Origin of the sequence: Dietzia sp. B32 (assembly GCF_024732245.1) — a bacterium.
In the GTDB taxonomy this organism is placed as follows: Bacteria; Actinomycetota; Actinomycetes; order Mycobacteriales; family Mycobacteriaceae; genus Dietzia.
The window spans coordinates 1,482,190-1,500,784 of record NZ_CP093845.1 but is presented as its reverse complement, the minus strand read 5'-3'; the positions used below and the strand labels follow the sequence as shown (position 1 = coordinate 1,500,784).

The window sequence follows — 18,595 nt, the reverse complement described above, 5'->3', positions numbered from 1 at the left end:
ATGGCCGAGGATTCAGACGGTCAGCAGATCACCGTGGCGGAGCTGCTCAAGCGCATGGGCGCAGAGCAGCAGGCCGCTCCGACCGGGCGTCGTCGTCGCCGGGCCGATGAGGACGGCGGGCTCAGCGTCTCCGAGCTCACCGGTGAGATCCCCAGGATCACCGACGACACCGTGCTCAGTGGTCGCGCGGCGCGGCGTCGGGCCCGGGAGGCCGAGGAAGCAGCCGCCGCCGGTGCCGACGCAGGTCAGGGCGCGGAGGCGGGCGCTGACGGCGGTGCCGTGACGGGCGCCGGGGACGGTGCCGTGACGGCGGCCCAGAAGACCCCGGGGACGACGACGACGAGCGCGGCCACACCTCAGGGCCAGCAGGCTCCGAAGCCCTCGGGCAGGCGGCGGGCCCCCGAGACCGGGGCACCGACGTCCGCCTCCGCCGGGTCGGCCGAGAAGTCGACCACGCCGTCGGCCGCCACGCCGACCCCGACCCCATCGGCGTCGGAGCAGGCGACCACGCGGATGCCGGCCGCCTCGACGCAGCACGCCGCGCCGTCGTCGACTCCGTCCCCGTCGGCTCCGTCGGCTCCGGCCCAGCCGCGGGCCGACATCGCCGATGACACCGGCCAGCCCGAGAAGAAGGGTGGCCTCCGCGGGCTGTTCGGCCGCAGGCGCAAGGAGCCGGAGCAGTCGGGGTCCACCGCGCCTGCCACCCGCCCGACGCCCACCGATCGACCTGATCGCGGCGGCGTGGGGCCGGCCGGCGCCGTTGCTGCAGGTGTCGCGGGCGCCGGCGCGGCGGGTGTCGCCGGTGCCGCAGCCGCCGACAAGACCGCCGCCGACAGTGCCGACAAGCCCACCCCGGCCTCGTCCGCGGCCCCTGCGGTCAAGCCCGCCCCGGCCTCGTCCGCGGCCCCTGCGGTCAAGCCCGCCCCGGCCTCGTCCGCGGCCCCTGGGGTCAAGCCCTCGGCTGACAAGAGCGCGGCGGCTGACAAGGGCGCTGCGGCTGACAAGAGCGCGGCAGCACCGACGAGCGCCCCGACCGACAAGTTCCCCGCGGGAGCCGACAAGGCCCCTGCGGGAGCCGACGCGCCTGCATGGGGCGTGCCGTCGGGTAGCGGCTCGACCGCCCACCGTGCCCCCGAGGTTCCCGCCGATCAGGACGGCGAGTCCGGCACCGCCACGCGCGGGGGTGCCCTCGGCGCGGCGACCGCAGCCGCTGCCGGAGGTGCAGGAGTCGCGGGGATGGCCGCGGCCGTCACCGGGGCGGGCACCGGCACCGAGCGGCCGAAGTCCGACGAGACGACGACAGAGCGGTCGGCGGGTCAGCAGCCGTCCGGCGCCGCCGACCGTGCAGGCACCGATCGCGCAGACACCGACCGTGCGGGCACCGATCGCGCGGACACCGCCTCAGCGCCGGCGGCCGCGCCGCGTCAGGCCCCGGGCGAACCGGATTCCTCGCGATACCGCGACTTCGAGTACACCCCCGGAGGCGCGGAGCCCGAGCGGTCACCGGCATCGCAGTGGCTGATCCTCATCGCGCAGGTGCTCGCCTCGGCGGTCGCGGGCGCGGCCCTGTTCATCGGCTTCCAATTGCTCTGGCGCGACTTGCCGTGGGTGGCCTTCGCGCTGGCGATCGTGGTGATCATCGGCCTGGTCGCCATGGTCCGGGTCCTGCGCAGGACCAACGACTCGGTCAGTATCGCCCTCGCGGTGATCGTCGGTCTCGGCGTGACGTGCGGTCCGCTCCTGCTCAGGCTGGTCACCTGACCGGACCCCGGCCGCGAACCTCACTCCGCCCGCACCTGCACCAGGTGCGGGCGGAGTCGTCTCTGCGGCGGCGCCCGGTATGAGCGTCCAGCCGACGGCCCGGGCCGCCAGTCCGCGCCGTCAGCCCGCGGCTGCCCCCCGCCGCCCGCCCCGTCAGCCCGCGGCTGCCCGCCGCCGCCCGCGCCGGAATCCCGGGGGAGCCCCCGACTGACCTGTCGGAATGCGACTGACCTGAGGGGCCCCGCAGGTCAGTCGCATTCCGACAGGTGAAGTTCGGTGCCGGAGCGGGAGGGCAGCCCCACGGCCGGCCGACGGCGGCGCGCGTGCGGCACTGATCGCGTGTGGCACTGTTGACGGCATGACGAGAATCGCAGTGGTCGGTGGCGGACGCATCGGCGAGGCCCTCATCGCGGGGCTCCGCGAGTCCGGGACCGAGGCCTCGGACATCGTGGTGATCGAGGCCGTGCAGGCCCGCGCCGACGAGTTGGCCAAGAAGTACAACATCCTGTCCACCAGCCTCGACATCGGCTGCGAGGGCGCCGACGTGATCGTGGTGGCCGTCAAGCCCCAGGACGTGCCGGCGGTGGTCGATCGCATCGGCGAGGCCATCTCGGACAGCGTCCACGAGTCGATCGTGGTCTCGCTCGCGGCGGGCGTGCCCACCACTGTGCTGGAGAACAAGCTCAGCGCCGGCTCGCCGGTCGTGCGGGTCATGCCCAACACGGCGATGCTCGTGGGGCACGGCGTCTCCGCGGTCTGCAAGGGCCGCTATGCGCGCGACGAGCACCTCGCGCAGGTGGTCACGATGATGGAGAGCGTGGGACTCGTCGTCGTCGTCGCCGAGTCCCAGATGGACGCCGTGACCGCGGTGTCCGGGTCCGGCCCCGCCTACTTCTTCCTCCTGGCCGAGGCCATGGTCGACGCAGGCGTGGAGCGCGGGCTGCCCCGCGACGTGGCGCTCACGCTGGCGACCGGCACGGCGCTCGGCGCGGGCGCGATGCTCACCGCCGGCGGCGAGGGGCCCGCCGAGCTGCGCTACAACGTCAGCTCCCCGGGCGGCACCACCGCGGCGGCCATCCGCAGGCTCGAGGCCGGGGGACTGCGCTCGGCCGTGGCGGAGGCGGTCGAGGCGGCGGCGACGCGGTCGCGGGCGCTGGCCCAGGCCTCGGTCTCCGACGACGACGACGAGGACGACTGACCGACCCGCGCCCCGCCCGTCGCCGCCGTGGCCGAACGGGCCGCGTGTGCGCCTACCGAACCGACCCGCCGGGTGAGATGTGAGCCACCCGGCGGGTCGCTTATTTAGCACAACCCCAGCTCAGGATGGGTGAAGGCGGGATCGGGCGGCGTGTCGTCGATGTAATTCGCCCACTCCCGTCGCATTGATCACACCATTCACGCTAGGCTCATACCCAGCACGTGCGTGTCCGTACCGCAGGAGGGGAAGCCTGCGGCACGACGCGTGCCACGAAGGGTTGTGACGATGGCGACTACCGACAAGACCGAAGGCGGCTCGCAGGCGGCGGGGGGCTCGCAGTTCCTCACCGTTGCCGAGGTCGCCGCGCTGATGCGCGTGTCCAAGATGACGGTCTACAGACTCGTCCACTCGGGCGAGCTGCCCGCCGTGCGGGTGGGTCGGTCGTTCCGGGTCCACTCCAAGGCCGTGCACGAGTACCTCGATACGTCGTACTTCTCCGCAGGCTGACGCGGTGAGCCGCCCCGGCGGGGCGGTGTCCGGCCCGTTTTCGTGGCAGCGGGGCGCGGGAGGTAGTCTGGACGGGTTCCGTCCCGGCTGCCCGAGCCCGCTCGTGATGCCGGAGCGCAAGTCAAGGCCCTTCGCGGGCTGTAAGGCCCCAGACCAGTAGTCGACAGGTAGGTGACCCCGATATGGGTTCTGTGATCAAGAAGCGCCGCAAGCGTATGTCCAAGAAGAAGCACCGCAAGATGCTCCGCCGGACCCGCGTGCAGCGTCGCAAGCTCGGTAAGTGAGTTCTGCGGCGCACCGATAGCGCCCGGACTCACGCCTGTAGCGGATGCCCGTCACCAGCAGTGGTGGCGGGCATCGGTGTATTTGCGGGCGGGCTGGTGCGCGGACGCGGGATCCGACGGCGCCCGCGGTGAGGACTGCGCACATGGCCGAGGGGGTCCGCGGTTAGACTCGGGCGGGTGGACACCGAACTGCCAGACCGTCGCCCGGCCCGTGCCGTCGCGGTCGTGGGCGGTAGCCGGTATCTCGGCGCGCACCTGGTGGGCATGCTGCTGCGCGACGAGAGCGTCGAGCGCGTCCTGGCCATCGACTCGGTGAAGCCGTCACCGCAGCACCGCCGACGTATGCGTGACGCCGAGTTCGTGCGGCTCGACCCGCAGTCCCCGCGCCTGCAGGGGATCCTGCGCGAGGCCGGTATCGACACGGTCGTGCACGCCGGGCTGCACCACACCGACTTCGCCCCCGGCGGCCGCGCGGCCGTCAAGGAGGCCAACATCATGGGCTCCATGCACGTGATCGCCGCGTGCGGGCGGGCGGCGACGGTGAAGCGTTTCGTGCTCATCTCCTCGACCTCGGTGTACGGTTCCTCCGGCGTCGACCCGGCGATGTTCACCGAGGACATGGCCGCCCGGCGCCTGCCCAGCGGCGGCATCCCGCTCGACCACTCGTCCGTGGAGGGCTACGTGCGGGGGATGTCCCGCAAGCGCCCGGACATCGACGTGACGATCCTGCGCATCCCGGCGATCCTCGGTCTGCCCGAGCCCACGGTGGTGGGCGAACTGCTGCTGCCGTCGGTGGCGCCGGTCCTGGCCGGCTACGACCCGCGCATCCAGTTGCTGCACCCGCAGGACGCCCTGGACGCGCTGCTGCACGCCACGAGGGGCGCGACCCCCGGCACCTACAACATCGCCGGCGACGGCATCCTCACCCTGACGCAGGCCATCCGCCGCGCCGGCCACATCCCGCTGCCGGTGATGCCGCAGGCGTTCAAGCTGGCAGCCCGGTTGCTCTCGAGCCAGGGTTTGCGCGACATCGGGCCGGCGCAGCTGCGCTTCATGCGGTACGGCCGCACCCTGGACACCACCCGGATGCGCACCGAGTTCGGGTTCACTCCCAGGTACACGACCGAGGAGGCGCTGCACGCCTACATCGTGGACTCCGGCGCCGAGCCGCTGATCACCAGGGCCGCGCTGGAGCGCAAGACCGCCAAGATCGCCAGGAGGCTTCCGGGGCCGGTGGCCAGCCGCCTGCGCGCGGGCGTGGACACCACCCTCGGCGAGCTCGAGTCGATCGGCGCCCTGCCCGACCCGGGCGCGCCGGACCCGAGCGCCCCGGACACCCCTGCGCCGGAGACCAGCGCGCTCGAGCCAACCGTGGAGGAGGCGCCGTGAAGGGCCCGGAATTCGACCTGTCCCAGCCCCTCGGCGGCCCGCGCTGGGGTGAGGGCCGGCGCGACGCCCGCGGGGACCGCGCGGTCGGCGAGGGATTCGTCGGCGAGACCACCAGCAGCGATGCCGCGGCCACCGAGATCGGGCGGATCGTCGACCGGTTCCTCACCTCGATGCGTGGCTCGATCGGGCAGGCGGTCGAGGCCCTGCCGATCGACGCCGAGGTCCTGTCTCCCGTCCGTGATCTGGCCCGCAGCGTCGACACGATGCTCGCGACCGGGGACGTCAGCGCTCTGACCAGCATGGCCGAGGCGGTCAACGCCGCCGGCGAGCTGCTGGCCACCCGCGTCACCGGCGGGTACGAGGTCGACGAGTTCGGGTTCGACGAGCACTTCCACACCAATATCTGGCTGCCCCTCTGGCGGCCGCTGTTCGAGCACTGGTTCCGGGTCGAGGTGATCGGCGCCGAGAACATCCCCGCCGAGGGCGCCGGGTTGATCGTGTCCAACCACGCCGGCGTCCTGCCACTCGACGGGATGATGACCACCGTCGCGGTCCACGACCATGCCGGACGCGCACTACGCCTGCTCGCCGCCGACCTGGCCATGTCGTTGCCGGTATCCGCTCCGCTTGCCCGCCGGGCCGGTGCGACCCTGGCCTGCGCCGCCGACGCCGAGCGGCTGCTGGAGAGCGGTCACGTCGTGGCCGTGTGGCCGGAGGGCTTCAAGGGGCTCGGAAAGCCGTTCGCCGACCGCTACCGTCTGCAGCGCTTCGGCCGCGGCGGGTTCGTGGCCACCGCGCTGGCCGCCGGTGCGCCGATCATCCCGTGCTCGGTCGTCGGTTCCGAGGAGATCTACCCCAAGATCGGTGAGGTCCCGGCGCTCGCGCGGCTGCTGGGCCTGCCCTACATGCCCGTCACACCCGGGTTCCCGCTGCTCGGCGCGCTCGGTGGCATCCCGCTGCCCACCAAGTGGACGATGGAGTTCGGCGAGCCGATCGAGACCTCACATCTGGGTCCCGACGCGGCCGAGGACCCGATGGTGGTCTTCGAGATCACCGACCAGGTGCGCGAGACCATCCAGAACACGCTGTTCCGCAACCTCGCCCGCCGCGGCAGCGTCTTCTTCGGCTGAGCCGCCGCCCGGCCGGGTGAGCCGGCGGCGGGGGAGCCGGCGTCAGAAGATGCGGCGCGCCCGGTCCAGTGCGCGACTTCCGTAGGTCGAGCGCGCGGCCACTCGCGCACCGGCGAGGCCGCCGACCGCGAGAACACCGGGCATCGCCCTCTTCGCCGCCTTGCGCACCGTGCGGAAGTCCTTGACGTCCCAGCCGTTCTCCGAGGCGTACTTGCGCAGCTTCGAATCCGGGTTGATGGCGACCGGGTTGCCGACCAGCGTGAGCATCGGCATGTCGTTGAAGCTGTCCGAGTAGGCGTAGCACCTGCTCAGATCGAAGCCCTCGGCCTCGGCGAGGCGCGAGATCGCGTGCGCCTTACCGGGCCCGTGCAGGATGTCTCCCACGAGTCGGCCCGTGTAGACGCCGTACTCCTCCTCCGCGACCGTACCGAGCGCACCGGACAGGCCCAGCCGGGTGGCGATCACCCGCGCCAGCATCACCGGCGTCGCCGTGACCAGCCAGACCTGCTGCCCGGCGTCCAGGTGCATCTGCACCAGCGAGCGTGTGCCCGGCCAGACCCGGTCGAGCATCGAGGTGTCCACGACCTCCTCGCTGAGCTCGGTCAGCTCGGCGACGGTGCGGCCCGCGACGAAGCTCAGGGCCTTGTCGCGGCCGGCGGCGACGTCGTCGGCGTTCTCCTCCCCGGAGATCCGGAACTTGGCCTGCGACCACGCCAACCCGGCGACGTCTCGCGCGGTGAAGAAGCGGTGCTTGGCCAGCCCGCGGGCCAGCAGGATGATCGACGCGCCCTGGATGAGGGTGTTGTCCACGTCGAAGAACGCCGCGACCTGCGGGTCCGGCTCGAACGGCTCCGTGAGGGTCGCGTCGGTGGCGTCCCGATCGGCGAGGGCGGTGCCGGAGCCTGCACTCCGGTCGTAGTCGGCCAGTGGGGGACCGGGCTCGGCGCCGGGTTCGAGCTTGACGGCGTGCCGGGCGGAGGCCTCACCGGCGCGCCGCTGGATCCGCGCGTCGCGGCGTCGCCACACCAGCCGGCCCAGAGCCGAGACGAGATCGGCCCGGCCGAGAAGTCGCGGGCCGGACCGTAAGCGGTTCGACCCCGCGGATTCGGCGGAGCCGGCGACACCCTCAACGCCGGGGGTGTGCGCGTTGTCGTCGTCGCTGTTGTCGTCGGCGCCGCTGGCGTCGGCGGCGTCGTCGTCGTTCACCGGGCGGGAGTCATTCACCGGGCGGGACCTCCTGAAGGGCGCTGGGACCCCATCCTAGGGCAGCCCCGAAGGGGTGGTGCACTATCGAGTCATGGTGCACACGGTGACCCTGTTGACCCGCGAGGGCTGCGGCAGCTGCGTCCGCGTCCACGGCCAGTTGATCCCGCTGTGCGAGCGCGCCGCCGCCCGGCTCGAGCTGACCGACGTGGACCACGCCGCGGACCGCGAGCTCGCCGCGGAGTACGGCGACCGCCTGCCGGTGGTGCTGGTCGACGGCGAGGAACACTCGTGTTGGGAGGTCGACGACGACGAGCTCGTCGCCACCCTCGCCGACCCCCGCCCGTTCACGGGATGGGACTGAACCGGCCGGCAGGCGCAGCGGTCGCAGTGCCCGCCGTTCACTCCTCCCGCCGCGCGTCGCGCAGGTCCCGCAGGATGGTCGCGTGCCGGAGCAGGAACGCGCCCTCGTCGAGCTTCTTGCGCCGCAGCCACCCGGTGACCTCGCTGTTGTACTTGCTGGCGTTGCACGACGCGCAGGCCGGGACCACGTTCTCCAGGGTGTAGCGCCCGCCGCGCGAGATGGGTTGGACGCAGTCCTTCTGGAGGGCCGTCCCGGTCGCGGTGCAGTAGGCGCAGCCGCCCCACGCGTCGAGGATCAGGGTCCACTGCGGGTCGGTGAGGTCGTTGTCCACGCGCGACAGGCGCCGCTGACGCCGCTTCGCGTAGCGGGCACGGGTCGCGGCGGACATGGTTGAGGAGGACCTGCGACGAGGGGGCACGACCGTCACCGTACGGCGGACGGCCGCGGCGCCGGACGAGCCCCTGTGGTGAGCGGTGTCCCGAGAGTGGGCCCCCGGGCGACGGGTGGGCGGGTGGTGGGTGGGGGTCCGCGCTGTTCACGGCCGCCGCGGGAGGGTCGCCGGATATAGCATCCGCCCCTGTGACGGTTTTGTCCCGGGGTGTCAGGCGGGTTACGGTGGAGCCCGTTACGGGTCGTACGCAGGCTTGAGGCCACGGCCGTCCCGGCAGGGCATTTCCGGCATGGAAGCGCCGTGTAGACAGGCGTGCACACCGACGGGAGACGACCGACTGTGGACCAGCGTTCCGCGAGTTCGTCCTGCGGGGCCCCGTCTTCTCGCCAGCAGTCGTCGCGCCACCCGGCGTGCGGCCGAGTTGACGAGTTGGCATTCATTCTGGCATGGGCCCCGGTGGCCCTGACGCCCGGGGGTCGGTTGTGAGCATTCTCCTGGTGGGGCTGTCCCATCACAGTGCGCCGGTGTCCCTGCTCGAGGCGGTCGCCATCTCCGAGTCCGAACGCGACGAACTCACCGAGCAGCTCATCGCCGGCGAGAACGTCGACGAGGCGATGATCGTCACCACCTGCAACCGCGTCGAGGTCTACTCCGCCGTGGACGCGTTCCACCCGGCGCTCGACGACGTGGTGGCCCTGCTGTCGCGCCACTCCGGCCTGGGCGCCGACGAGCTAAGCCGCCACCTGTACGTGCGCTACTCCGAGTCCGCTGCCGAGCACCTGTTCGCCGTGGCGTCGGGCCTGGATTCGATGGTCGTGGGCGAGCAGCAGATCATCGGCCAGATCCGCACCGCCTACCAGTCGGCGTCCGAGATCGGCGCGGCCGGCACCACCCTGCACCGGCTCGCCCAGCAGGCGCTGCACGTGGGCAAGCGCGTCCACACCGAGACCGGCATCGACTCGGCCGGCGCCTCGGTCGTGTCGGTGGCACTGGACCGCGCCGCCGAGATCCTCTCGGATGGTGCGAGCCGCGGCCTCGACGGGCGCCGGGCGGTCGTGCTCGGGGCCGGTGCGATGGGCGGCCTGGCCGTCGCGCACCTCGGCCGGGGCGGGATCTCCCACATCGAGATCACCAACCGCACCCCGGAGCGGGCCGACCGCCTGTCGGAGATCGCCCGCGACTCGGGAACCCCGGCCACCGCGTTCCCACTCGACGGGCTCGCCGACGCGGTCGCCCGCGCCGACATCCTCTTCACCTGCACCGGGGCCGTCGGCACCGTCGTCACCCTGGGCGACGTGCACACCGCGCTGGCCCGCCGCGGGGACCGCGGCCCGCTCGTCATCTGCGACCTGGGCATGCCGCGCGACGTCGACCCCGCCGTCGCCGGACTGCCCGGCGTCACGGTGTTGGGCATCGAGGCGCTCAAGGCCGACCCCGCCACCTCCGCCGCCGCCGCGGACGCCGACGCCGCCCGCACGATCGTCGACGCCGAGCTCACCTCGTACACCCAGGCCGAGCGCATGGCCGGTGTCGGTCCGCTCATCGGGCAACTGCGTGGCCGCGGTGGGCAGGTCGTCGCCGCCGAGATGCGCCGTCTCGAGTCCCGGCTGCCGGACATGGACGACCGCGTCCGCGACGAGGTCGCCAACACCGTCCGCCGGGTCGTCGACAAACTCCTGCACCCGCCCACGGTGCGGTTCAAGGAACTCGCCGCCCAACCGGACGGCGAGAACTACGCGGCGGTCGTACGCACACTGTTCGACCTGGACAACAACGTGGACGAGGAGGCGTCATGAGCAGGACCCTGAAGGTGGGCACGCGTGGCAGCACCCTCGCCACCACCCAGGCCGGGCACGTCCGCGACGCCCTCATCGCCGCCGGATACCCGGCCGAGCTGGTGATAGTGCGGACCCGTGGCGACGTGGTGATGGCCCCGGTCGAGCGCATCGGCGTGGGCGTGTTCACCCTGGAGTTGCGCGCCGCCCTCGAGCGCGGGGACTGCGACATCGCCGTCCACTCGTACAAGGACCTGCCGACCGCGCCCGACGACCGGTTCGCGCCCATCGCCGTGCCGCCGCGTGTCGACCCGTCCGACGTGCTCATCGCCCGCGACGGGCTCACCATGGACACGCTGCCCGAGGGGGCCCGCGTCGGCACCTCCGCCCCGCGCCGGCGCTCCCAGCTCGCGGCCCTGCGCCCCGACCTCGACCTGCACCCGTTGCGCGGGAACATCGACACGCGGATGGGATACGTCACCAGCGGCGACCTCGACGCGGTCGTCCTGGCGGCGGCCGGCCTCGACCGCACCGGTGTCGGGGAGCGTGCCACGCACCGGTTCGGCATCGACGAGATGCTCCCCGCCCCCGCGCAGGGTGCACTCGCCGTCGAATGCCGAGCCGATGACGCCGAGGCCGCCGAGGCCCTCACCGTCGTCGACCACCTGCCCTCGCGGGTACGGATCACCGCCGAGCGTCGGCTCCTGCGCGACCTCGAGGCCGGCTGCACCGCGCCCGTCGGCGCGCGCGCCGAGCTCGAGGAGGGCGAACTGACGCTGCACGCGGTGGTCGCCGCCCACGACGGCTCCACGGTCCTGCGCACGACGGGCACCACCGGAACCGCCGACCACCCGGACGGGCCGGTCGCCGCCGCCGACGAGCTCGGCCGCCGACTCGCGGCCGAACTGCTCGACCGCGGCGCCCGGGACCTCATGTCCGAGGAATCGCCCGAGCAACGCGCCCCACTCGTACCCAGGGAATCCACGACGGCGCCACCGACCGTCACCGAATCCTGACCCCCGAACTCCCATCTCGCGCGCAGCCAGCGCGCGGCACCCACCCCACGGAGAGACGAACAATGACTCGAGCACGCACCACCCGCCCCGGAACCGTCCGCTTCGTCGGCGGCGGTCCAGGCAACGCGGGGATGCTCACCTGCCGGGCCCGCGAGGTCCTCGCCGGCAACCCGCTGGTGTTCGCCGACGCCGACGTCTCCGACGACGTGCTGGCGCTGGTCGCCACGGAGGTCCCGGTCCCGCAGGAACTGCTCGACGCGCGCCGGGCCGAGATGGACGCCGCCGTGGCCGCCGAGGACAAGGCCGAGGTCAAGCGGCTCAAGGCCCTGCCCGCCCCCACCGCCGCCGACGTCCGCCCCGTGCTCGGTGAGCCCGCCGCCGTGGCCAAGCAGCTCGTCGCCGAGGCCAAGAAGGGCCGCGACGTGGTCCGCCTCGTCACCGGCGACCCCATGACCACCGACGCCACCGTCACCGAGATCGCCTCCGTCGGCCGCACCGTCGTGCCGTTCGAGGTCGTCCCCGGCGTCGCCGAGGCCACCGCCGTGCCCGCCTTCGCCGGCATCGCGCTCGGCTCCGGCTACGTGTTCGCCGACGGCCGCGGCAAGGTCGACTGGGCGGCCCTCGTCGGCTCGCCCGGCCCGATCGTCCTGCGCACCACCGGCCGCCACCTCGCCGAGGCAGCCTCCAACCTCGCCGAGCAGGGCCTCGCCGCCGGAACCCCGGTGACCGTCACCTGCTCCGGATCGCTCTGTGCCCAGAAGTCCGCCGACGGTACCCTGGCCACCATGGCCGAGGTCGGTCGCGACATGGATGGTGACCTGGTGGTCACCATCGGCAAGTCCGCCGGTGAGCGTCACCGCCACCAGTGGTGGGAGTCGCGTGCCATGTTCGGCTGGAACGTGCTCGTGCCCCGCACCAAGGCGCAGTCCGCCGAGATGAGCGACCGCATCGCCGAGCACGGCGCCGTGCCGGTCGAGGTGCCCACCATCGCCGTCGAGCCGCCCCGCAGCCCCGCCCAGATGGAGCGCGCCGTCAAGGGACTCGTCGACGGCCGCTACCAGTGGGTCGTGTTCACGTCCTCCAACGCCGTGCGCGCCGTGTGGGAGAAGTTCGTCGAGTTCGGCCTGGACGCCCGCGCCTTCTCCGGCGTGAAGATCGCCTGCGTCGGCGAGGGCACCGCTGCCCGCGTCCGCGAACTGGGTATCCAGCCCGAGCTGCTGCCGACCGGCGAGCAGTCCAGCCTCGGCCTGCTCGAGGTGTTCCCGCCCTACGACGACGTGCTCGACCCCGTCAACCGGGTGCTCCTGCCGCGCGCCGACATCGCCACCGAGACCCTCGCCGAGGGCCTGACGGGCCGCGGCTGGGAGATCGAGGACGTCACCGCCTACCGCACCGTCCGCGCCGCCCCGCCGGCCGCCGAGATCCGCGAGATGATCAAGACCGGCGGGTTCGACGCCGTGTGCTTCACCAGCTCCTCGACCGTCCGCAACCTGGTCGGCATCGCCGGCAAGCCGCATGCCCGCACGCTCATCGCCTGCATCGGGCCGCGCACCGCCGAGACCGCGGCCGAGTTCGGCCTGCGCGTGGACGTGCAGCCCGAGAACGCCTCGGTGCTCGAGCTGGTCGACGCCCTCGCCGCGCACGCCGATCACCTGCGTGCCGCCGGCGAACTGCCGCCGCCGCGCCGCCGCGCCCGGCGCCGCTGAGCCGCCCCGACCGCACCGCCCGCCCCGCCCGCCCCGCCCGGCCGACCAGCCGCGCGGGGCGGGCGCGTGTTCAGGGGTCCACGAGACCGCGGAGCTCGGCCAGCGCCGACCGCAACTGGGCCATCCGCTCCTCGCCGAGGTGCGCCCGCCACTCGGCGTCGATCCGTCGCTCCTCGGCCCGGGCGGCCGGGATGACCTCCCGGCCCCGCGCCGTGAGCCGCACCAACCGGGCCCGGCCGTCGTCCGGATCCGCCACGCGCCGGACATACCCCGCCGCCGCCAACCTGTCGACCAGGGCGGTCGCGGTCTGTTTGGCGATCCGGGCACGCTCGGCCAACACGACGAGGCGGGTGCCGTTGTCGTCGTCGTTGTCACGGCCGTCGTCGATCCCCGCGAGCAGGCGGATCTGCGCGCGCGTGATGTCACCGAATCCGGCCGCGGCCAGCGCCGCCGCGATCCGGTCCTCCGCCGCGCGGTAACCGAGCCACATGAGCAGGCTCGTCGGGGCGGGGTCGGCGGCCGGGGTCTCGGGGTCCACGGCGACTCCTCAGGTTCGGCGTCCGAAGATAGTCCTATCATGGTACTAGTCGCGGCCCGGGGGGTCGGGCCGCACCGGAGAAAGGGGTCGTCATGGACGACACCGAGGTCTGGGCGGCCGTCGACCGACGCCGCCGCGCGATCGCCGACTACCTCGACGAACTCCCGCCCGACGACTGGGACCGGCCCTCCCTGTGTGATGCGTGGACGGTCCGCGAGGTCGCCGCGCACCTGACGCTCGCCGGGCTCCCGCGGTGGCGCCTCGTGCCGATCTTCCTGCGCTACCCGGGGAGCACCAACCGAACGATCCGGGACGGGTCCACCGCGCTGGCCCGGCGGATGACCGACGAACAGATCGTCGACGCCCTCCGTCGCATGATCGGACACCACCGGCCGTTCCCCGGCTTGACCTGCCGTGAGGCGTTGATCGACGTGGTGGGGCACACCCAGGACATCACCGTGCCCCTGGGGCGGGAGATCCCGATCCCCGCCGAGGAGATCGCCGAGGCCGCCGACCGGGTCGTCTCCTATGGCGGCCGGGGCAACGCCAAGGTGTTCCACCCGCTGTCGACCGCGGGGGTGCGCCTGGTCGCCGACGACCTCGACTGGGCCACCGGCGACGGACCCGGGGTGACCGGGTCGATGCGGGACCTGTTCCTGGTTCTCACCGGGCGCACGGCGCATCTCGACCGCCTCGGCGGATCGGGCGCCGAGCTCGTGCGCGGGCGCGTCGCGGCCTGACGCAGGTCCGCGCCGCGCCCGACTACCGGCGACTTTCGTACAGTGGAGGTCGTGACGACACCGCCTGACGAGACCCCGTCCGTTCCCGCGCCGCTGGTGCGCCCGCGTCGCCTGCGTTCCACGCCGGCCATGCGCAGGCTCGTCGCCGAGTCCACGCTCGCCCCGCGACAGCTGGTACTGCCCGCGTTCGTGGCCGACGGGATCGACGCACCGCGTGACATCTCGTCGCTGCCCGGCGTCGTCCAGCACACCGTCGATTCGCTGCGACGCGAGGCCGTCGCCGCCGCCGAGGCGGGACTGGGCGGCATCATGCTGTTCGGCGTTCCCCTCGACGCCGACAAGGACGCCACCGGCAGCTGCGGAGCCGACCCCGAGGGCATCCTCAACCGCGCCCTGGCCGCCGTCCGCGACGAGGTGGGTGACGACCTCGTGATCATGGCCGACACCTGCCTCGACGAGTTCACCGACCACGGCCACTGCGGCGTGCTCGGCACCGACCCGCGCGGCGAGCAGATCGTCGACAACGACGCCACGCTGGTCGCCTACAACGACCTCGCCGTCAGCCAGGCCGCCGCCGGCGCGCACGTCGTGGCACCCAGCGGGATGATGGACGGCCAGATCGCCGCCATCCGGGGGGCCCTGGACCGGGAGGGGTACCAGGACGTCGCGGTGCTGGCCTACAGTGCCAAGTACGCCAGCGCCTTCTACGGCCCGTTCCGCGAGGCCGTCGGCTCGTCCCTGCGCGGTGACCGGCGCGCCTACCAGCAGGACCCGGCCAATCAGCGCGAGTCGCTGCGCGAGGTGCAGCTCGACCTCGAGGAGGGCGCCGACATGGTGATGGTCAAGCCCGCCATGTCCTACCTCGACGTCCTGCGTCAGACCGCCGAGCTGTCCGACGTGCCCGTGGCCGCCTACCAGGTCTCCGGCGAGTACGCGATGATCTCCGCCGCCGCAGAACGCGGCTGGATCGACCACGACCCGGCCGTCATGGAATCCCTGATCTCCATCCGCCGCGCCGGCGCGGACATCGTCCTGACCTACTGGGCCCTGCATGCCGCACGCCTCCTCGCACAGGGGTGGGGCGCCCGGTGACCCGCGGCAGCGGGCCGTGGCGCCCGCCCGCGCAGACGGGCCCGGGGCCGGACGGGTCCGCCGGGCCCGCCGGGCCGGAAGGTGCCGCCGGCGGCGAGCCGCCCGCCGATCCGGTCGGCCCGCCGCCGGAGGAGATCCACACCGCGTGGGTGCTGTGGCTGGCCGCCGCCGCGTTCGGACTGATCGGAATGCTGATCAACTCCGCGACCGCCAGCTTCGGGGATCTGCCCGCCGCCACCCGGGACGCCTTCCGCGACGCGGTCGCCAACACCGGATCCGCGGACATCTCCGTCGAGGGCATGTTCTCCATCGCCCTGGCCGCGGGCGCCGTGTTGGCGCTGATCGTCGCCGCGGTCACCGTGTGGCTGGCCTTCCGCCTGCGCGCCGGCAGAGGCTGGGCCCGCACCATGCTCGACATCGTCGCCATCTTCCTCATCGTGGACGCAGTGTCCGTCGTGATCGGCGTGTTCGGCGGAGTCGCGACGGCGGGGGAGCGGGGAGACGTCGTCAGCTTCGTCGTCATCGCCCTCCAGATCCTCGCCGGTCTGTGCGCAGCCACCGCCGTGTGGCGCCAGCACAAGCCCGAGGCCATGCAGTACACGACCCCGGGAGGCGGCGCGCGTGCCGGCAAGTGAACCCGCCGCCACCCGGCCCGGCACTGAGCCCGAGGGGCCGATCCTGTACTCCGAGGACGGGTGGAGCTGGGCGTGGATCCTCGCCGCCCCCGTCTTCTGCGCCGCCGCCGCGGGGTTCGAGATGGTGACCGGCGCCCCCGTGCACTGGATGATGCTCACCGTCTGCGCGATCGCGTCCGCCCTCTGCCACGGCGTGATGATCGCCGCCACCCGCGTCCACGGCCGCGTCCGCGTGACGCCTGACGTGTACATCCAGGGCACCGAGCAGCTCGAGTTGGACCGGGTTGAACAGGTGCTGCCGCTCCCGGCCGCCGGCGATCCCGAGGCCTCGTGGGAGACCGCCCGAACCCTCGGCGAGTTGCGTGACATGCCCCGACGTCGGGCCGCGGTGGGATTGCGCCTGGACACCGGCGGCGAGGTCCGCGCCTGGGCCCGCAACCGGGCGGCCCTGCACGCCGCCCTCGACGGAGCCGTCGCCGCGACCCGCGGCGAGCCGGGACCCGAGTGAGCTCTCGCCGCCTCGCCGTGGCCGCCGTCGCCACCGCCGTCCTCGCGGTCGCACTGTGGTGGTTGTCCCGGGATGTGGTGGCCGTCGCGCCGCCCATCGTCGACCCGCCCGTCGAGGGCAGTCTCGACCGTCTCCGCACCGACACCCGGCTGCTCCTGGCCGCCGCCGTCGCGGCCGGGATGGCGATGGTCCTCACGACCCTCGCGATCCTCCGCCGCACCCCCGGGGTGGAGAAGGACGGAGCCTGACAGATCTACTTCTGCCTGGGCTTTTCCGGGCGGTCCGTGTGCGGCGGTAACGATCGTATGACGGTTTTCTGAGTGTGCCCGGGCCGCTGACTCGTGGCGCGGGCCACAGGCTACATTTGGGTCGGTTCGGACGCATGTGACGCTCGTGAAAATGGGCAGTCGATGCGTCCGATTCGCCGGAGTCACACCTACAGCACATGGAAACGGGGATCGGTGCAGCCGTCTAGCACTTTCGTTGGCACCACCGCGGTCGTGGGAGCGATCGCACTTCTGGGATCGGGAGTGGCCTCGGCCGCCCAGATCGAATGGCAGGACTGTACCGAGATGCTCGGCATCGAGGCCGAGTACGTCCCCGCAGGACTCGAGTGCGGGACCGTCGAGGTTCCCGTCGACTACACCGCCCCCGACGCCGCCAAGACCCAGGTCGCGCTCACCCGCATCAAAGCCTCGTCCGGGCAGGCGCGATCGACCGTCTTCGGCAACCCCGGCGGGCCCGGCAACTACGCCCTGAACTTCTGGAGCCCGGCCCTCGACGGCGCCGGCCCGGCCGGCCTGTACGAGAACCACGACCTCGTGGCCGTCCAGCCGCGCGGGCTCTACGGCTCCAATCCCATGGTCTGCAACGTGGACTTCGTGGGCCCGGGCGCGGTCAATCCCCTCCACGACGCGTGTTACGGGACCGACCCCGAGTACATGAAGTCCATGACCACCGAGAACGCCGCCCGCGACATGAACGCGGTCCGCGAGGCCCTCGAGTTGGCCGAGATCGACTACGTGGGCGTGTCCTACGGCACCGCGATCGGCACGGACTTCGCCACCCTGTACCCCGAGCACACCGGCCGCATGGTGCTGGACTCCAACACCCACCCCGACTGGCGGTGGAACAAGCAGGCCGAGCAGGGGGCGCTGGCCCAGGAGAAGCGGGTCAACGACATCTTCGCCTGGATCGCCGAGCGCGACGACTACTACGGCCTCGGGGACACCCCGCTGAAGGTCTTCCACTCCTGGAAGTGGGTCACCGACCAGGAGGTGGGCGGCCCCGCCAACCTCACCCCGCCGCCGGCCCAGACCGGTGACCTGCCCGTCGAGCTCCGCGGCAGCGCGATCGAGCGGCCAGCGCTCGACGTGATCAACGGGACCGCGCCCGCCCGCGCCCGTGCCGAGGGCTTCGCCCGCGCCGCCGCGCTGCAGGGGCTGACCAACAACGCCACCACCGGACTCTTCGACGCAACCGTCGGCGCCACCTACTCCGAGCAGGCCTGGCCGATGCTCGCCCACATCCTCAAGTACTACAACGACGGCGGCACCATCGCGCGCGCCGACTACGAGACCGTGGGACTGATCCTGGCCGCGCAGGAGAGCCGCTCGCCGGTGTACCGCACCGACATCGAGATGAACGCGATCATCACCTGCAACGAGACCGCCGCCCCGGCCGACCAGCTGGGGGTCATGGCGGCCAAGGCCGACAAGGCGACCGGCGGGAACCGTCTCACCACCCGCGCCGCGGTCGAGGCCGCCGGTGACGACTGTGTGGGCTGGCAGCCGATCGCCCGGACGATCGACCCCAACGGGGAGGCTCTCGACGAGAAGCCGCTGGTGCTGCACTCCGAGGACGACGCGGTCACCCCCATCGCCGGTGCGCATCGCGTTGCCGAGGCCATGGGCGGCGCGCTGGTCACCGTCGGCGGCGGCGACCACGGCACCTTCCGCATGGGCAACGAGGCCGTCGACAAGCTGGTGATGGACTTCCTCGAGAACGGGATCGCCACGCCGGGCCACGTCGACGGCAAGCCGTCCCCGGAGCCGTTGCCGAAGTGGGGCGAGGCCGAGCGCATCGCCGCCGCACAGAAGGGCATGTCCGCGCCCGTCGCCGGGGCCGATGACTGGTACGGCACCCACCGCGACGCCGGCGTCGCCCCCGCGCCCGCGCCGGCAGCCGCACCTGCTCCGGTCGTGCCCGCCCCTGCACCCCTGCCCACGCCGCAGGAACTGCACCAGCAGGCAGAGAAGGCGTTCCACGACTTCGCGGGCCAGGTCGACGCGGCCGCCAAGTCGCTGTTCGCACCGGTTGCCCCGCCGGCTCCGCCGCGGGCCTGACACCGCGAGGGGG

Annotated in this window: 19 protein-coding genes; 16 read left to right on the top strand and 3 right to left on the bottom strand. The window is 72.9% G+C overall.

Features of this window, described 5'->3' with window-relative positions; all coding sequences use genetic code 11:
- The 6 genes from L8M95_RS07175 to L8M95_RS07150 all read left to right on the top strand — a co-directional run bounded on the left by L8M95_RS07175 (nt 1) and on the right by L8M95_RS07150 (nt 6,269).
- A complete protein-coding gene (locus L8M95_RS07175; RefSeq protein ID WP_260488794.1) occupies nt 1-1,761 on the top strand; it encodes a hypothetical protein in 1,761 nt (586 codons plus the stop codon).
- A gap of 358 nt (nt 1,762-2,119) precedes the next feature.
- Nucleotides 2,120-2,959 (top strand): pyrroline-5-carboxylate reductase, encoded by an 840-nt coding sequence (gene proC, locus L8M95_RS07170; RefSeq protein ID WP_260488793.1) that lies wholly within the window; start codon nt 2,120-2,122, stop codon nt 2,957-2,959.
- 285 nt (nt 2,960-3,244) lie between these two features.
- Nucleotides 3,245-3,466, top strand: coding sequence for a helix-turn-helix domain-containing protein (locus L8M95_RS07165; protein ID WP_010540934.1), 222 nt, complete (start codon nt 3,245-3,247; stop codon nt 3,464-3,466).
- 182 nt (nt 3,467-3,648) lie between these two features.
- Nucleotides 3,649-3,750: a 30S ribosomal protein bS22 gene (locus L8M95_RS07160; protein ID WP_003855542.1), complete on the top strand. Its 102-nt coding sequence runs from the start codon at nt 3,649-3,651 to the stop codon at nt 3,748-3,750.
- A 177-nt stretch (nt 3,751-3,927) separates the two neighbouring features.
- Nucleotides 3,928-5,139 carry an NAD-dependent epimerase/dehydratase family protein gene (locus L8M95_RS07155; RefSeq protein ID WP_260488792.1) on the top strand — a complete coding sequence of 404 codons (1,212 nt, stop codon included), beginning with the start codon at nt 3,928-3,930 and terminating at the stop codon, nt 5,137-5,139.
- Nucleotides 5,136-6,269, top strand: coding sequence for a lysophospholipid acyltransferase family protein (locus tag L8M95_RS07150; protein ID WP_260488791.1), 1,134 nt, complete (start codon nt 5,136-5,138; stop codon nt 6,267-6,269). Before L8M95_RS07155 ends, L8M95_RS07150 begins: the two co-directional genes overlap by 4 nt.
- 42 nt (nt 6,270-6,311) lie before the next feature.
- On the opposite strand, the gene L8M95_RS07145 is transcribed toward L8M95_RS07150, so the two are convergent.
- Nucleotides 6,312-7,493 carry an HAD family phosphatase gene (locus L8M95_RS07145; RefSeq protein ID WP_260488790.1) on the bottom strand — a complete coding sequence of 394 codons (1,182 nt, stop codon included), beginning with the start codon at nt 7,491-7,493 and terminating at the stop codon, nt 6,312-6,314.
- A gap of 73 nt (nt 7,494-7,566) precedes the next feature.
- On the opposite strand from L8M95_RS07145, the gene L8M95_RS07140 reads away from it, so the two are divergent.
- Complete coding sequence (locus L8M95_RS07140) at nt 7,567-7,836, top strand: glutaredoxin family protein (RefSeq protein WP_260488789.1); 270 nt, start codon at nt 7,567-7,569, stop codon at nt 7,834-7,836.
- A 37-nt stretch (nt 7,837-7,873) separates the two neighbouring features.
- On the opposite strand, the gene L8M95_RS07135 is transcribed toward L8M95_RS07140, so the two are convergent.
- Complete coding sequence (locus L8M95_RS07135) at nt 7,874-8,224, bottom strand: HNH endonuclease (protein WP_260488788.1); 351 nt, start codon at nt 8,222-8,224, stop codon at nt 7,874-7,876.
- 485 nt (nt 8,225-8,709) lie between these two features.
- Between L8M95_RS07135 and L8M95_RS07130 the strand changes: the two genes are divergently transcribed.
- From L8M95_RS07130 to L8M95_RS07120, 3 genes are all read left to right on the top strand, one after another.
- Nucleotides 8,710-10,023 carry a glutamyl-tRNA reductase gene (locus L8M95_RS07130; protein WP_260488787.1) on the top strand — a complete coding sequence of 438 codons (1,314 nt, stop codon included), beginning with the start codon at nt 8,710-8,712 and terminating at the stop codon, nt 10,021-10,023.
- Nucleotides 10,020-11,018, top strand: coding sequence for a hydroxymethylbilane synthase (gene hemC / locus L8M95_RS07125; RefSeq protein ID WP_260488786.1), 999 nt, complete (start codon nt 10,020-10,022; stop codon nt 11,016-11,018). The genes L8M95_RS07130 and hemC overlap by 4 nt, the downstream gene beginning before the upstream one ends.
- 62 nt (nt 11,019-11,080) lie before the next feature.
- Entirely contained in the window at nt 11,081-12,724 is a 1,644-nt protein-coding gene (locus tag L8M95_RS07120; RefSeq protein ID WP_260488785.1) for a bifunctional uroporphyrinogen-III C-methyltransferase/uroporphyrinogen-III synthase, read from the top strand.
- Nucleotides 12,725-12,794: 70 nt separating this feature from the next.
- Here the strand turns inward: L8M95_RS07120 and L8M95_RS07115 are convergent, their stop codons facing one another.
- Nucleotides 12,795-13,262: a MarR family winged helix-turn-helix transcriptional regulator gene (locus L8M95_RS07115; RefSeq protein WP_260488784.1), complete on the bottom strand. Its 468-nt coding sequence runs from the start codon at nt 13,260-13,262 to the stop codon at nt 12,795-12,797.
- A 92-nt stretch (nt 13,263-13,354) separates the two neighbouring features.
- On the opposite strand from L8M95_RS07115, the gene L8M95_RS07110 reads away from it, so the two are divergent.
- The 6 genes from L8M95_RS07110 to L8M95_RS07085 all read left to right on the top strand — a co-directional run bounded on the left by L8M95_RS07110 (nt 13,355) and on the right by L8M95_RS07085 (nt 18,582).
- Entirely contained in the window at nt 13,355-14,002 is a 648-nt protein-coding gene (locus tag L8M95_RS07110) for a maleylpyruvate isomerase family mycothiol-dependent enzyme (RefSeq protein ID WP_260488783.1), read from the top strand.
- A gap of 51 nt (nt 14,003-14,053) precedes the next feature.
- Nucleotides 14,054-15,094 (top strand): porphobilinogen synthase, encoded by a 1,041-nt coding sequence (gene hemB, locus L8M95_RS07105; RefSeq protein WP_260488782.1) that lies wholly within the window; start codon nt 14,054-14,056, stop codon nt 15,092-15,094.
- On the top strand, nt 15,091-15,729 hold the full coding sequence (locus tag L8M95_RS07100) for a hypothetical protein (RefSeq protein ID WP_260488781.1): 639 nt from the start codon (nt 15,091-15,093) through the stop codon (nt 15,727-15,729). Before hemB ends, L8M95_RS07100 begins: the two co-directional genes overlap by 4 nt.
- On the top strand, nt 15,716-16,237 hold the full coding sequence (locus tag L8M95_RS07095; protein ID WP_260488780.1) for a hypothetical protein: 522 nt from the start codon (nt 15,716-15,718) through the stop codon (nt 16,235-16,237). The genes L8M95_RS07100 and L8M95_RS07095 overlap by 14 nt, the downstream gene beginning before the upstream one ends.
- Nucleotides 16,234-16,485, top strand: coding sequence for a hypothetical protein (locus tag L8M95_RS07090; RefSeq protein ID WP_260488779.1), 252 nt, complete (start codon nt 16,234-16,236; stop codon nt 16,483-16,485). Before L8M95_RS07095 ends, L8M95_RS07090 begins: the two co-directional genes overlap by 4 nt.
- Before the next feature lie 252 nt (nt 16,486-16,737).
- On the top strand, nt 16,738-18,582 hold the full coding sequence (locus L8M95_RS07085; protein WP_260488778.1) for an alpha/beta hydrolase: 1,845 nt from the start codon (nt 16,738-16,740) through the stop codon (nt 18,580-18,582).
- Nucleotides 18,583-18,595: the final 13 nt, after the last annotated feature.